The sequence below is a fragment of the Pseudoponticoccus marisrubri genome, from assembly GCF_001482405.1.
GTDB classification, from domain to species: Bacteria; Pseudomonadota; Alphaproteobacteria; order Rhodobacterales; family Rhodobacteraceae; genus Pseudoponticoccus; species Pseudoponticoccus marisrubri.
This window is the reverse complement of sequence record NZ_LPXO01000002.1, coordinates 418416-430712: the sequence shown is the minus strand read 5'-3', so window position 1 is coordinate 430712 and position 12297 is coordinate 418416. Positions and strand designations below refer to the sequence as shown.

Annotated in this window: 15 protein-coding genes and 1 other RNA gene; 10 read left to right on the top strand and 6 right to left on the bottom strand. The window is 69.1% G+C overall.

Features of this window, described 5'->3' with window-relative positions:
- Window positions 1–123: 123 nt before the first annotated feature.
- The 7 genes from AVJ23_RS05810 (at window position 124) to AVJ23_RS05785 (ending at window position 4735) form a co-directional block, all read left to right on the top strand.
- Window positions 124–864: an alpha/beta hydrolase gene (locus AVJ23_RS05810; protein WP_058861204.1), complete on the top strand. Its 741-nt coding sequence runs from the start codon at window positions 124–126 to the stop codon at window positions 862–864.
- A 28-nt stretch (window positions 865–892) separates the two neighbouring features.
- Entirely contained in the window at window positions 893–1780 is an 888-nt protein-coding gene (locus tag AVJ23_RS05805) for an alpha/beta hydrolase (protein ID WP_058861203.1), read from the top strand.
- Between the two features lie 21 nt (window positions 1781–1801).
- Complete coding sequence (locus AVJ23_RS05800; RefSeq protein WP_058861202.1) at window positions 1802–2413, top strand: hypothetical protein; 612 nt, start codon at window positions 1802–1804, stop codon at window positions 2411–2413.
- A 135-nt stretch (window positions 2414–2548) separates the two neighbouring features.
- On the top strand, window positions 2549–3259 hold the full coding sequence (locus tag AVJ23_RS05795; protein ID WP_058861201.1) for an alpha/beta fold hydrolase: 711 nt from the start codon (window positions 2549–2551) through the stop codon (window positions 3257–3259).
- 197 nt (window positions 3260–3456) lie between these two features.
- Window positions 3457–3833: RNase P RNA component class A (rnpB, locus tag AVJ23_RS06050), an RNA gene on the top strand.
- A 123-nt stretch (window positions 3834–3956) separates the two neighbouring features.
- The gene (gene rpmG / locus AVJ23_RS05790) at window positions 3957–4124 is read left to right on the top strand and encodes a 50S ribosomal protein L33 (RefSeq protein ID WP_005856346.1); all 168 of its coding nucleotides are present in this window, start codon (window positions 3957–3959) and stop codon (window positions 4122–4124) included.
- 98 nt (window positions 4125–4222) lie between these two features.
- Window positions 4223–4735, top strand: a complete 513-nt coding sequence (locus tag AVJ23_RS05785) for a GNAT family N-acetyltransferase (protein ID WP_058861200.1) — start codon at window positions 4223–4225, stop codon at window positions 4733–4735.
- Between the two features lie 59 nt (window positions 4736–4794).
- Here AVJ23_RS05785 and AVJ23_RS05780 read toward each other — a convergent pair whose 3' ends face one another.
- Together AVJ23_RS05780 and AVJ23_RS22765 are read right to left on the bottom strand one after the other, a co-directional pair.
- The gene (locus tag AVJ23_RS05780) at window positions 4795–5580 is read right to left on the bottom strand and encodes a Bax inhibitor-1/YccA family protein (protein WP_058861199.1); all 786 of its coding nucleotides are present in this window, start codon (window positions 5578–5580) and stop codon (window positions 4795–4797) included.
- A 119-nt stretch (window positions 5581–5699) separates the two neighbouring features.
- Window positions 5700–5861, bottom strand: a complete 162-nt coding sequence (locus AVJ23_RS22765; protein ID WP_157772622.1) for a hypothetical protein — start codon at window positions 5859–5861, stop codon at window positions 5700–5702.
- 146 nt (window positions 5862–6007) lie between these two features.
- Between AVJ23_RS22765 and AVJ23_RS05775 the strand changes: the two genes are divergently transcribed.
- Window positions 6008–6853: a LysR family transcriptional regulator gene (locus AVJ23_RS05775; protein ID WP_058861198.1), complete on the top strand. Its 846-nt coding sequence runs from the start codon at window positions 6008–6010 to the stop codon at window positions 6851–6853.
- A 46-nt stretch (window positions 6854–6899) separates the two neighbouring features.
- On the opposite strand, the gene AVJ23_RS05770 is transcribed toward AVJ23_RS05775, so the two are convergent.
- The 3 genes from AVJ23_RS05770 to AVJ23_RS05760 all read right to left on the bottom strand — a co-directional run bounded on the left by AVJ23_RS05770 (window position 6900) and on the right by AVJ23_RS05760 (window position 9406).
- Entirely contained in the window at window positions 6900–7298 is a 399-nt protein-coding gene (locus tag AVJ23_RS05770; RefSeq protein ID WP_058861197.1) for a hypothetical protein, read from the bottom strand.
- Between the two features lie 55 nt (window positions 7299–7353).
- Window positions 7354–8415 carry an alkane 1-monooxygenase gene (locus tag AVJ23_RS05765; protein ID WP_058861196.1) on the bottom strand — a complete coding sequence of 354 codons (1062 nt, stop codon included), beginning with the start codon at window positions 8413–8415 and terminating at the stop codon, window positions 7354–7356.
- Between the two features lie 88 nt (window positions 8416–8503).
- Window positions 8504–9406, bottom strand: a complete 903-nt coding sequence (locus AVJ23_RS05760) for a lytic transglycosylase domain-containing protein (RefSeq protein ID WP_058861195.1) — start codon at window positions 9404–9406, stop codon at window positions 8504–8506.
- Between the two features lie 102 nt (window positions 9407–9508).
- Between AVJ23_RS05760 and ftsY the strand changes: the two genes are divergently transcribed.
- A complete protein-coding gene (ftsY, locus tag AVJ23_RS05755; RefSeq protein WP_058861194.1) occupies window positions 9509–10780 on the top strand; it encodes a signal recognition particle-docking protein FtsY in 1272 nt (423 codons plus the stop codon).
- 20 nt (window positions 10781–10800) lie between these two features.
- Here ftsY and AVJ23_RS05750 read toward each other — a convergent pair whose 3' ends face one another.
- Window positions 10801–11283 carry an MgtC/SapB family protein gene (locus AVJ23_RS05750; protein WP_058861193.1) on the bottom strand — a complete coding sequence of 161 codons (483 nt, stop codon included), beginning with the start codon at window positions 11281–11283 and terminating at the stop codon, window positions 10801–10803.
- 86 nt (window positions 11284–11369) lie between these two features.
- Between AVJ23_RS05750 and AVJ23_RS05745 the strand changes: the two genes are divergently transcribed.
- Window positions 11370–12272, top strand: coding sequence for an EamA family transporter (locus tag AVJ23_RS05745; protein ID WP_058861192.1), 903 nt, complete (start codon window positions 11370–11372; stop codon window positions 12270–12272).
- The last annotated feature ends 25 nt before the right edge of the window (window positions 12273–12297 follow it).

The following is a 12297-nucleotide window of genomic DNA, read 5'->3' as shown; positions in this document are numbered from 1 at the left end:
GCCCCGTGGCGCGACGCATCCGGCGGCAGGTGGGCTTGGCCTCGGGCCGCGGCCGGCTATGCTGGCCGCGCAAGACGTACTGGGGCCGGCTATGCTGGCTGCGCAAGACACACGGAGGCAGGTTTGGCACGGATTTCCTATCTCGACGGGCCGCGGGGCGACCGGCTGGCCTATGCGCTGACCGAGGGCGAGGGGCCGATGGTGGTCTTCCTGTCGGGCTATCGCTCGGACATGGACGGCACCAAGGCGGTGCACCTGGAAGGCTGGGCCGAGCGGCAGAAGCGCCCCTTCCTGCGGCTGGACTATGCCGGGCATGGCCGCTCGGGCGGGGTGTTCGAAGAGGGCTGCATCGGCGACTGGGCCGATGATGCCGAGGCGGTGATCCGTGCCGCGACCGACGGGCCGGTCGTGCTGGTGGGCTCGTCCATGGGCGGCTGGATCGCCTGCCTGCTGGCGCAGCGCCTGCCGCAGGTCGCAGGCTTCGTCGGCATCGCCGCGGCGCCCGATTTCACCGAGGACGGGTTCTGGGCCGGCTTCAGCGAGGAGCAGCGCCGGCAGGTCATGGAGACGGGCGCGCTGCACCTGCCGTCAGCCTATGACGACCCTTACGTGGTCACCCGCAAGCTGATCGAGGACGGGCGCGCGCATCTTGTCCTGCGCGCGCCGCTGCCCATGGGCTGGCCCGTGCGCCTGTTGCAGGGCACCGAGGACGAGGCCGTGTCGCGCGAGACCGCGCTGCGCCTGCTGGACGCGATCGAAAGCCCGGATCTGCAGCTGACACTGGTCAAAGGCGCCGATCACCGCTTCTCGGAGCCGCAGAACCTTGCCATGATCGAAGAGGCGCTGGCGGACGTGTTGCGGTGAGCGTCTGCCTGTCGGACGGGGCACGGCGTTGAGCGCCTGTGCCGGGCCTGCGCTGGCGTTGCAGCCCGGCGAGGTCGATGCCTATCTTGCGGCGCAGGAGGCCCGGTTCGACGATATCCGGCCGGGCCAGCACAAGCGCGTGGTCTGGGCGGGCGCGCCGGGGGTGCGGACGGGCTGGGCCGTGCTCTATGTGCACGGGTTCTCGGCCTCCTCGGAGGAACTGCGCCCCTTGCCCGATCGCGTGGCCGCCGGGCTGGGCGCCAACCTCGTCTTCACGCGGCTCGCCGGGCATGGGCGCGGCGGGGCAGCCATGGCGGAGGCGACGCTGGCGGACTGGATGCGCGACGTGGCCGAGGGGTTTGCGCTGGGGCGCGCCGTAGGGGAGCGGGTGCTGGTGCTGGCCTGTTCGACCGGCGCCACGCTGGTCACGCTGGGCGCCTGTGGCGGCACGCGCGACGGGATCGCCGGAGCGGTGATGCTGTCGCCGAATTTCCGGCTGCGGCGCCTCGCGGGGCGGGTCCTGGGCTGGCCGGGCGCCGCGCATCTGGCCGGGCCGTTCTTGCGCGGAACACGCGGCTTCGTGCCCTTCAACGCCGCCCATGCGGCGGGTTGGACCTCGCGCTACCCGTCGCAGGCGCTGCTGCCCATGGGCGCCGCCGTGGCGGCGGCAGGGCGGGCCCCGCTGGAGCAGCTGGACCTGCCCGCGCTCTTCCTTTTCGATCCGGGCGACAGGGTCGTCGATCACCGCGCGACCGAGCGGGTTGCCGCGCGCTGGGGTGGCCCCGCGCGGCTGCACCGGATCGACACGCCACAGGACTGCGATCCCGGCCGGCACGTGATCGCGGGGCAGGCGCTGTCCCCGGCGCTGACCGGCCCCGTCTGCGAGACGGTGCTGGGCTGGGCGCGGGGGCTCTAGGCGATGCGGCGCCCGCGCTCCATGTGGTCGCTCGAGACGCTGGGACGCGAGCGCCTGTCGCGGCATTTCTGGATGCGCGAGTTCCTTTATTCCGAGATCGGCGATTTCCACGGCATCCCCAACATCCCCGACGATCCCGACCTGGCGCTGGCCCGGGGGCGGGCCTTCTGCGAGACGCTGCTCGACCCGCTGGAAGAGACCTTTGGTCGGATCTTCGTGCGTTCAGGCTATCGCGCGGCGCGGCTGAACGCCTTCGGCAATGCGCATGGGTTGAACTGCGCGCGCAATGACCATCCGCTGGAATGCCATGTCTGGGACCTGCCCGACCGCCCGGTGGCCGGGGCTTCGATCGTGATCCCCTGGTTCGCGCGCCGCTACGCGGACGGGCGCGACTGGCGGGACCTGGCATGGTGGCTGCACGACCATCTCGACTATTCCGAGATCTGTTTCTTTCCAAAGCTCTGCGCCTTCAACCTGTCCTGGCGGCCCGAGCCGCTGCGGCGCATCGACAGCTTTGTCGCCCCCCGCGGCACGTTGCTGCGCGCCGGCGCCGCCCCGGCCTTGTCGGCGCGGGAGCGTGCCGCGCGCCATGCCGATTTCCCGCCTTTCAAGGGCCTGCGCCACCCGGTGTGACCGGCGCCCCGGCGCGCTTTCGCCACGCGCGCCGGGGCGGGCATTGCAAAGCGCGGCGAAATCGGTCACCCCGAGGCGCGGCGCAAGGGGCCCCTTGGGGCGCGCCGCGCCGGCAGGACGGAGCAGGGTGTGGCGATGCGTGAAGCGGTTGTGTTTCTTCCCGAGCAGATGTGCGACGCGCGGCTTTTCGGCCAGCAGATCGCGGCGCTGTCGCCCGATCACGCGGTGACCGCGGCGCCGGTGACGCAGGGCGAACGGGTCGAGGAGATCGCCTCGGGGCTGCTCGACCTGCTGCCCAAGCGCTTTGCGCTGGTCGGGCTTGGGCTGGGCGGGGCCGTCGCGCTCGAGATCGTGCGGCGCGCGTCCGACCGAGTGAGCCGGCTGGCGCTGATGGGGACCAACCCGCTGGCCGAGACGCCGCAGCAGGCGGCCGAGCGCGACCCGCTGATCATCCGCGCACGCGCCGGCAAGCTGGACGAGGTGCTGCGCGAGGCGCTCAAGCCCGCCGACCTTGCGCCGGGGCTGCAGCGCGCCGAGATCCACGCGCTCTACATGGAGATGGGCCTGTCGCTGGGCCCCGAGATCTTTGCCCGCCAGTCGCGCGCGCAGCAACGCCGCCGCGACCAGCAGACCACGCTGCGCAAGCTGATCGTGCCCACCATGGTGATCTGCGGCGCGCAGGACCCGCTGACACCGGTCAAGCGCCATGCCTTCATGGCGGAACTGATCCCCGGCGCGGTGCTGCGCGTGATCGACGAGGCCGGCCACCTGCCGCCGCTGGAGCAGCCCGAGGCGGTGTTGGCCGCCCTGCGCGACTGGATGGCCATGCCGCTCCGCCTGCGCTGAGCGGAGCGCTGCCACGCGGAGCGCGCCGTGCGGCGCGCGCTCGATATCTCGTCGTCGGGGCTTCGCCCTCCTCCTCGGGCCGCGCGTGGCGCTCGGCGCGCGCAGACCGGCCCGAGGGCGTGTGGCAAACGCTGCTTCCCTGAACTCTGCCGCTTTCGCTTGACCTTGCCGGGGTCGCGCGCCTATCTGCGGGCTGCGCGGAAGGCCGGGCGGCCGCTCCTTCGGGAGAGGAAAGTCCGGACTCGCCGAAGCACCGGTGCCGGGTAACGCCCGGGCAGGGCAACCTGACGGAAAGCGCCACAGAAAACAGACCGCCCGGCGCCCTGGCGTCGGGTCAGGGTGAAACGGTGGGGTAAGAGCCCACCGGGGGGCTGGCAACAGCGCCCGCATGGCAAGCCCCACCGGGAGCAATGCCAAATAGGGACCCCGTGCCGTGCGCGGCAGGGCGGCTTCGGCCCGAGGGGTCCGGGTTGGCAGCTTGAACCGCGCGGGCAACCGCCGGTCCAGAGGAATGGTCGTCTGAGGGCGGGCAACCGTCCGATAACAGAATCCGGCTTACAGGCCTTCCGCGCATCAAATTCCGCCCCGCCGGGGCCCGCTGGTGCTTGACACGCGGGCGCGGGTGGGTAAAAGGCGGGCTTCAGACAGATTTCACGCGAGAGGCGCGCGCGCGTCCCCGTGTTGCAGGAGACGAACCATGGCGAAGCCGACCACCATCAAGATCCGCCTGAACTCGACCGCGGGCACCGGGCATTTCTACGTGACCAAGAAGAACGCGCGGACGATGACCGAGAAGATGACCATCCGGAAGTTCGACCCGGTGGCGCGCAAGCATGTCGAGTATAAGGAAGGCAAGATCAAGTAAGGTCTTCCCCTTATCGACGCGACGGATCACGGCCGTGCAGGGATGCCCTGCGCGGCCGTTTCCGTTCCTGACCGGCTGGAGCTGACCGGAGCACGCCCATGTCCGATGCTCTGACCCTGCGGCCGGCCGAGACCGGCGACATCGCCGCGCTCGACCGGCTGTTCCTGCGCAGCTATTCCCGGTTGCTGGTCGCCGATTACCCGCCCTCGGTCATGGTGACGGTCGTGCCGAAGCTGGCCCGGGCGCAGCCCGAGCTCCTCCGCTCGGGCCGGTTCTACGTGGTGGAAGAAGACGGGCGCCTGCTGGGCGCCGGGGGCTGGTCGCTGGCCGCGCCCGGCGGTGGTCCGGCGCGGCCGGGCATCGGCCATGTGCGCCACGTGGCCACCGATCCCGACAGCCTGCGCCGCGGCGTCGGCCGGCAGCTGATCGGGCATATCAAGCGGATGGCCCGGGCGGTCGGCGTGCAGGAGATGCACTGCCAGAGCACGCGCACGGCGGTGCCCTTCTATCGCGCGGCCGGGTTCGCGCCGCGCGGTGACATCACCGTGCCGCTGCCGGGCGGTATCGGCTTTGACGCGGTGCTGATGGTGGCCCGGCTCGAGGGCACATGAAAAAGGCCGGTCCAGGGGACCGGCCGAGTGCGTGCCTTCGGTAGGGACATGGCCCGGGATTACTCCCGGTTGCCAAGCAGTTGCAGCAGGAACATGAACATGTTGATGAAGTCCAGGTAGAGGCTCAGCGCGCCCATGATGGCCGCCTTGCCCAGCCACTCCTTGTCTCCATGGGCGGCATGCTGGACGTAGGTGTTCTTGATGTTCTGCGTGTCATAGGCGGTCAGGCCGGCGAAGATCAGCACGCCGAGGATCGACACGGCGAACTGGATGGCCGGCGAGCCCACGAAGATGTTGATGATCGAGGCGACCAGCAGGCCGATCACGCCCATGATCAGGAACGACCCCCAGCCCGAGATGTCCTTCTTGGTGGTGTAGCCCCAGAGCGACAGGCCCGCGAAGGCGATCGAGGTCACCAGGAAGACCTGGATGATCGACATGCCGGTGAAGACCAGGAAGATCGAGCTGAGCGACAGGCCCATCAGCACGGCAAATCCGTAGAAGACAAGCTGGACACCTGCGGCCGACAGGCGGTTCACGGCGGCGCCGAAGCCGAAGAAGATGAAGGCGAGCGGCGCAAACATGATCACCCATTTCAGCGGCGACATGTAGATCGCCTGCCCGAAGCCGGTCAGGTACTGGCCCTCGCGGATCATGGCCGTGGCGCCGGCCGGGTCGTTGGTGACCGCCAGGCCGGAAATCGCCCATGCGGCGAGGAAGGTGATGAACGTGCCCACGGACATCGTGCCGTAGACCTTGTTCATGTGGGCGCGCAGGCCCTCGTCAATCTGGGCGGCGCGTGCGCCGGATACGCCAGCCGCCCGGATCGTTTCGTATTCAGCCATCAAAGCCTCCGTTTGCGTGACAGACCCTCCGCGCCCGCGCGCGGAGTTCTGCGAAAGATATTGGCGAAGGACACCAATTATTCAAGGTGCAAACGGGCACATTCCGTGAACGGTTTGGTTCACTTCAGCCAGTGATCCGGCGGGTTCCAGGCCATGTCGCGGGCGGCGCGGGTGGCGTCGCGGGCGCGGGTCTGCCCAGCGGGGTGACGCTGGGGCAGGGTGCGGGTCAGGCGGCGCAGCCAGGCCGGGGCGAAGCGGGGGGTGAGCGTGAGCGAGGACATGGCACCTCCTTCAGGATGCGTGATGGACAGGGCGCGCGTCATTTGCGCTCTTGATAGGTAGGCGCCTTGGTGGCATTCTGGAAACGAATGTTGGTGAGCAGGTGCATCACGAACGGTGATGGGTTGACAAATGACAGGGAGGGGCCATGCGCAACCTGGACGTGACGGTGCTGCGGTCCTTCGTGACCGTGGCCCAGGCCGGCGGGGTGACCCGCGCGGCGGGGTTCCTGAACCTGACGCAATCGGCCGTCTCGATGCAGCTCAAGCGGCTGGAGGAAATGCTGGGCCTGCAGGTCTTCGACCGCTCGGGGCGCGGTGTCACGCTGACCCCTGCGGGCGCCCAGCTGCTGACCTATGCGCAGAAGATCGTCGACCTGAATGACGAGGTCTATTCCCGGCTCACCGATCAGAGCTGGGAGGGCGAGATCGTGCTGGGCGTGCCGGTGGACATCGTCTACCCGGTGATTCCCAAGGTGCTGCAGCGCATGGGGCGCACGCATCCACGGGTGAAGGTGCGGCTGGTCAGCTCCTTCACGCGCACGCTCAAGGCGCAGTTCGCTCGCGGCGAGATGGATGCCATCCTGACCACCGAGGCGGGCGTCGAGAGCGGTGGCGAGACGCTGATGGACGTGCCGCTGCGCTGGATCGGCGCGCCGGGCGGGCAGGCGCACCGCGTGCGGCCGCTGCGGGTGGCGTTCTGCCGGACCTGCGGTTTCCGCGCCGACACGCTGGCGCGGCTCGATGCCGAGGGGGTGGACTGGGAACTGGCCGTCGATTCCGACAGTGACACCACCGTCGACGCCACCGTCAGCGCCGACATGGCAGTGACCGCGCGGCTGGAGGGGCATTGCGCGCCCTATCTCGAGACGCTGGAGACGGGGCTGCTGCCCGATCTCGGTACGCAGAAGATCAACCTCTACAAGGGCAACGGCAAGACCGCGCTGGTCGATACGCTGTGCGACTATATCCGCGAGGGGATTGCCACGCTTTGAGGTGATGCCTCAGGAGTGGTGCGCAATCCCTTGAGATTGTTGTATTTCAGACGCCCACATCCGGGCCGTAGCAGACCATGGGCTCGTCATCCTGCTCGGCCTCGTAGAGCACGGTGCTGCCGGGGTCGTTCTCGAATACCGCGCGCAGCCCGCTGCCTTCCTTGAAAAAGCTCCAGCATTGCGGCTCGGGGTTGTCCTCATAGACAAAACAGATCTGCCCGGCATCCTCGTACCAGAACCCGTCCTTGCACTTGCCGTCCAGGAAGGACCAGCGCACCTGCCGATCGGGCAGGTATTCCTCGACGCCGTAGGCTTCGCCCGAGAGGCCGAAATAGAGCGTCTTGCCGGTCACATAGCGCTCGAATTCCGAGGCGGTCATCGGCTCGGCCGCCCAGGCCGGCGCGGCGAGCAGGGTGGCAAGGGTGAGGGCGAGAATCTGTTTCATGGGGTGACAGTGCCAGAGCGCAGGGGCTTTCGGAAGGTCAGGTATTCATGAATGGTTAAGCTTCTTGCGGCAGTCTCGAGGCGGTTGCCTGCCTGTCGGGCAGATCCGCCTGCCGTGCCCGGACACGCGCCACGCGGCGATCCATGACGCGCCGCCAGACCGGCGGCAGTAGCGCCAACACCGCCATGACCGGCAGCGAATGGGGCAGGATCGGCATGGCCGCGCGATCCAGCGACAGGCCCGGATAAGGCTTGGCCGGGTGGCTGTGATGGTCCGAATGGCGCGGCGCGTTCAGCATCAGCGCCGAGGAGAAGCCGTGCGGCGCGTTCCAGCTGTGCTGCGGCCCGACCGGCTCGGGGCGGCCGGGCGCAATCTCGCGCCGCGTCAGCCCGTAGTGCTGGACATAGTCCGACAGGAGCAGCTGCGCCTGCGCATAGGCCGACAGGCCCAGCAGCGCCGCGATGCCGCCCCAGCCGGCAAGCACATAGGCCAGCACCAGCGACAGCGCCGCGCCCAGCCCGTAGACCGCGTAAGGGTGCAGCCCCGTGCCGCGCCGCAACCGCGATTCGGCGTGATAGCCCGCGACAAGCGCCCCGGCCCAGGCGCGGGGGGCGAAGGCATAGAAGCTCTCACCCAGCCGCGCCGAGTTCGGATCGCGCACCGTGGCAGCATGGACGTGATGCACCCGCACATGCGCCGAGGCGTGGAAGCCGAACAGGATCGAGGCGTAAACCGCAACGCCCAGCCGTCGCAGCACGCGCGGCGCGCGGTGGATCAGCTCATGCGCGTTGGAATTGCTCACCTGCCCAAGAAACAGCGAAAGGGCAAAGAAGATCAGGATCTTGTCGGCCGTCGTGAAGGCATCGGATGAGCCGATCACCCGGACCCCGCCGTAAAGCAGCGGGAAATGCGCGACCCCCAGCAGCAGCGACAGCGTGTCGCCGGCGGGAAACTCCTGCCCGGGATCGTCCGGCGGGGCCAGCGCGGCGATGCGATCCATGAAATAGGTGAAGGCGGTAATGTAGACCAGCGCCGCCACAGCCCAGATGCCGCCATGGACCAGCGCCAGCGCCAGCAGGGCCACCATGGCCAGGGTTGCGATCGTGAAACGTGCCATCCGCGGCCTCATCCCGGTAATGCTCTGCCATAGCCGGTCGCCATGCACCCTGTCAGGCAAAACCGTGGCAATCCCGGGGCAGGCCGCGTCAGTAGTTCTTGTAGACCGCGCAGATGCAGCCGCTGGATTTCAACCGACGGCAGAAATCCCAAGCCGCGTCCCGCGTATCGCGTCCGATGCGGGCCATGAAATACCCGCCGCGCGGGCTGGCGCGGCTCTTCTGCCAGATCATGTCGGGCTCTTCGCTGTTGGTCAGCCGCGAACAGCTGCGCACGCGGTCGCGATACTGCGCCATGGCACGGTCGCGGCTGGTGCCGAAGGCGACCTGCACGCCCCATTTCTTCAGCACCGGCTCGGGCGGTTCGGGCGGCGGGTAGGCGGTCAGGCGGCGGTTGCGGGCCAGCTCGTGACAGGCCTGAGCGAAGGGCTTGTCCTTCTGCAGGCGATAGTCGTGATCCTCGGGCGGGGCGTCGCGCCATGTCTCGGCGGGCAGCCCGGTGATGATCTTGACGTAGTTGATCGTCTCCCGCGCCAGCCCGCGCGACCGCGCGACCAACCCGTCGGCGCGCCGTTCGCCACCATTATAGGCCACCGCGGCCAGCCCGTGATTGCCGTAGCGCCGCGACAGCTCGCCCAGGTACTCGGCCGAGTATTCCAGCGCCTCGGCGGGGTTGTAGGGGTCGATCAGCCCGCGCAGCTTTGCCGTGGAGGGGATGAACTGCGCGATTCCCTGCGCGTTGGCATGGCTGAGCGCATTGGGGTCGAACCGGCTCTCCTGCCAGATCAGCCGCGCGAAGAAGCCCGGATCCAGCCCGTGCGTGCCGGCAAAGGCCTCGATCGCCTGGCAGGTGTCATGCACGAAATGGCTGGGCCGAATGCATTGCACCTGCCCGAAGGCGCCCGGCGAGCACATGGTGCCCGGCTCGTCCTCGGGGCCCGCGGCGGCGGACAAGGGAAACAGGCACAGGGCAATCAGCAGGCGCAATCTCATGGTCTCAGCTTAAGGCGGGCAGTGGCAGCCAGGTCAACTCACACTTTTATTAAGTTGCGCCTCATATTAGGTGAAGGAAACTTTGACTGTCAGGCGGCCCTCATGTCCTTTTTCGGCAAACTCAAGAACCGGCTCTTCAAGTCCTCCTCCAAGCTGGACGAGGGGCTGGACGCGATCGTGCAGGATGGCGGCACCGAGGAGCCGGGCGAGGCGCCCGTCGAGCCCGCTGCCGACGCCCGGCCCGACCGGGCGGCGCAGCCCGAGCCGGCGCCGGCGGCGAAGCCCGAGTCTGCCCCGGCGCCCGAGACAGAGCCGGAGCCGGCACCGAAGGCCGAGCCGGACCCGAAAGCGGAGCCTGAACCAGCCCAGAAAGCAGAGCCCGAGCCGGAAACCGACCCGGCCCCCGAACCCGATCCCGCGCCCGAAGGGCCAAAGCCGCTCGACATGCCCGCGATGGAAGAGGCGCCGGCGGCACCGGCCGCGCGTGGCGGGCTCTTCGGGCGTCTTTTGGGGCGCGGAGGCGGGCAGGCGGTCATGCGGCGCGAGCTGGATGACGACATGCTGGAGAGCCTCGAAGAGCTGCTCATCGCCTCGGACATGGGCGTCGACACGGCCTTGCGCGTCACTGCCAATATCGCGGAGGGGCGCTTCGGCAAGCGGCTCTCGGTGGACGAGATCAAGGCGCTGCTCGCGCAGGAGATCGCCCGCATCATGGAGCCCGTCGCGCGCCCGCTGCCGCTCTACCCGAAAAAGCCGCAGGTGGTGCTGGTCGTGGGGGTGAACGGCTCGGGCAAGACCACGACGATCGGCAAGCTGGCCAGCCAGTTCCGCGCCGCCGGCAAATCGGTTGTGATCGCCGCGGGCGACACGTTCCGCGCCGCCGCCGTCGAACAGCTGCAGGTCTGGGGCGACCGGGCCGGCGTGCCGGTGCTGACGGCCGCGCAGGGCAGCGATCCCGCCAGCCTGGCCTTCGACGCGCTGGCCAAGGCACAGGCCGATGGCGCGGACCTGCTGATGATCGACACGGCCGGGCGGTTGCAGAACCGCGCCGACCTGATGGAGGAGCTGGCCAAGATCGTCCGCGTGATCCGCAAGAAGGACCCCGACGCGCCGCACAACACGCTGCTGGTGCTGGACGCGACGACCGGGCAGAACGCGCTCAACCAGGTCGAGACCTTCCGCAAACTGGCCGATGTCTCGGGCCTTGTGATGACCAAGCTGGACGGCACGGCGAAGGGCGGCGTGCTGGTGGCGCTGGCCGACAAGTTCGGCCTGCCGATCCATGCCATCGGGGTGGGCGAGCAGATCGACGACCTGGCGCCCTTCGATCCAGAGGACTTCGCCGCCGCGCTGACCGGGCTGGACAAGGGGTGAGTGGGGCCCGTCACGCGGGCCTAGTCATCGGTGCCCATCAGGCGTTCCAGCTGCCGCAACAGCAGCAGGACCGAGACAACCACAGCCGTGGTCAGCGCCGCCAGCGGCATCTGGCCCGCCCCGCAGCCCAGCCCCACGGCGCCCGCCAGCCAGAGCGAAGCGCCGGTGGTCACGTTCTTGACCTCGCCCCCGGCGGTGAAGATCAGCCCGGCCGCAAGGAAGGCCACCCCGGCGGTCACCGCCTCGATCATGCGCAGGGGATCGTTGCGCTGTTCGTTCTCGCCGAAATCCATTGCGGCGAGCTCCCGTCCGATGATGACGAAGAGACAGGCCGCCACGGCGACCAGGATATGCGTGCGCAGCCCGGCGGGCTTGTGCTTAAGCTCGCGCTCCAACCCGATCACCGCCGCGAGGCCAGAGGCGGCCACGACGCGGGCAAAGGCGATGCTGGCCGGGACGGCGGAGAAGCTGCCGGTCAATTCGTCGGCGATGGTGGTCCACATGGGGCTGTCCCTTTCCTGGCTGCGCGATCTGTCACGGTTTCGTGTCCAACGCCCCGGCCGGCCCCCTGTTCCGGGGGCGCCGCAGCATGAGCGACTGGCTGATCGGGCTGGAGGGCACGCCGGCGGGCCATGTGCTGGCCATGTGGCTGGCGCTGCTGGCCGCGGTGCTGCACGCGGTCTTCGGCGCGCTGCAGAAGGGGCGGCACGATCCGTGGCTGTCGCGCGGCGCGATCGACGGGATGTACGGGCTGATGGCCATGCCCTTTGCCCTGTTCGTGGTGCCCTGGCCCGAGCCGCACATGTGGGCGATCTTTGCCGGGGCCTTCGTCATCCACAGCATCTACAAGGTGTTGCAGGCCTATGCCTATACGCGGGGCGCCTACACGGTGGTCTACCCCGTGGTGCGCGGGACCGGGCCGCTTTTCGCGGTGATCGGCGCGGGGCTGGTCTTTGGCGAGGTCTTCACGCCGGTGCAATGGATGGGCGTGGGCGTGCTGCTGGCGGGCATCTTCGGGCTGGCACTCTACAACCTGGTCTTTCTGCAGACCGCGCGCGAGACGCTGCCGGCGGCGCTGGGCTTTGCCGTGGCCACCGGGCTCTTCGTGGCGTTCTACACGACCTATGACGCCTATGGCATCCGCGCGACCGCCGATCCGTTCACCTTTCTCGCGTGGTTCTTCTTCGTCGACGGGCTGCTGTTCCCGGTCATTGCGGCGCTGCGTTGGCGCGCCATGGCCGCGCGCCCGGCGCCGGGGCCGCTTCTGCTGCGCGGCTTTGCAGGCGGGCTGGTGGCCTTTTTCAGCTTCGGTGCGATCATGCTGGCCACGCGGCTCGACCAGGTGGGCGAGGCGGCGGTGCTGCGCGAGACCTCGACCGTCTTCGCCGCGCTGATCGGCTGGCTGGTCCTGCGCGAGACGGTGGGGCCGCGGCGCATCGCACTGATGAGCCTGATCGCGGCGGGTGCGGTGATCGTTGAGCTTGGCGGGTGAAACGCCTATCTGGACGGAACACGCA

Bases quoted from the DNA above. Each gene is read 5' to 3' on its own strand.
- AVJ23_RS05795 (WP_058861201.1), top strand. From the start codon at position 2,549: ATGCGTGAAGCGGTTGTGTTTCTTCCCGAGCAGATGTGCGACGCGCGG.
- AVJ23_RS05760 (WP_058861195.1), bottom strand. From the start codon at position 9,406: ATGAGATTGCGCCTGCTGATTGCCCTGTGCCTGTTTCCCTTGTCCGCC.
- AVJ23_RS05775 (WP_058861198.1), top strand. From the start codon at position 6,008: ATGCGCAACCTGGACGTGACGGTGCTGCGGTCCTTCGTGACCGTGGCC.
- AVJ23_RS05785 (WP_058861200.1), top strand. From the start codon at position 4,223: ATGTCCGATGCTCTGACCCTGCGGCCGGCCGAGACCGGCGACATCGCC.
- AVJ23_RS22765 (WP_157772622.1), bottom strand. From the start codon at position 5,861: ATGTCCTCGCTCACGCTCACCCCCCGCTTCGCCCCGGCCTGGCTGCGC.
- AVJ23_RS05770 (WP_058861197.1), bottom strand. From the start codon at position 7,298: ATGAAACAGATTCTCGCCCTCACCCTTGCCACCCTGCTCGCCGCGCCG.
- rpmG (WP_005856346.1), top strand. From the start codon at position 3,957: ATGGCGAAGCCGACCACCATCAAGATCCGCCTGAACTCGACCGCGGGC.
- AVJ23_RS05745 (WP_058861192.1), top strand. From the start codon at position 11,370: ATGAGCGACTGGCTGATCGGGCTGGAGGGCACGCCGGCGGGCCATGTG.
- AVJ23_RS05780 (WP_058861199.1), bottom strand. From the start codon at position 5,580: ATGGCTGAATACGAAACGATCCGGGCGGCTGGCGTATCCGGCGCACGC.
- AVJ23_RS05750 (WP_058861193.1), bottom strand. From the start codon at position 11,283: ATGTGGACCACCATCGCCGACGAATTGACCGGCAGCTTCTCCGCCGTC.
- AVJ23_RS05765 (WP_058861196.1), bottom strand. From the start codon at position 8,415: ATGGCACGTTTCACGATCGCAACCCTGGCCATGGTGGCCCTGCTGGCG.
- ftsY (WP_058861194.1), top strand. From the start codon at position 9,509: ATGTCCTTTTTCGGCAAACTCAAGAACCGGCTCTTCAAGTCCTCCTCC.
- AVJ23_RS05800 (WP_058861202.1), top strand. From the start codon at position 1,802: ATGTGGTCGCTCGAGACGCTGGGACGCGAGCGCCTGTCGCGGCATTTC.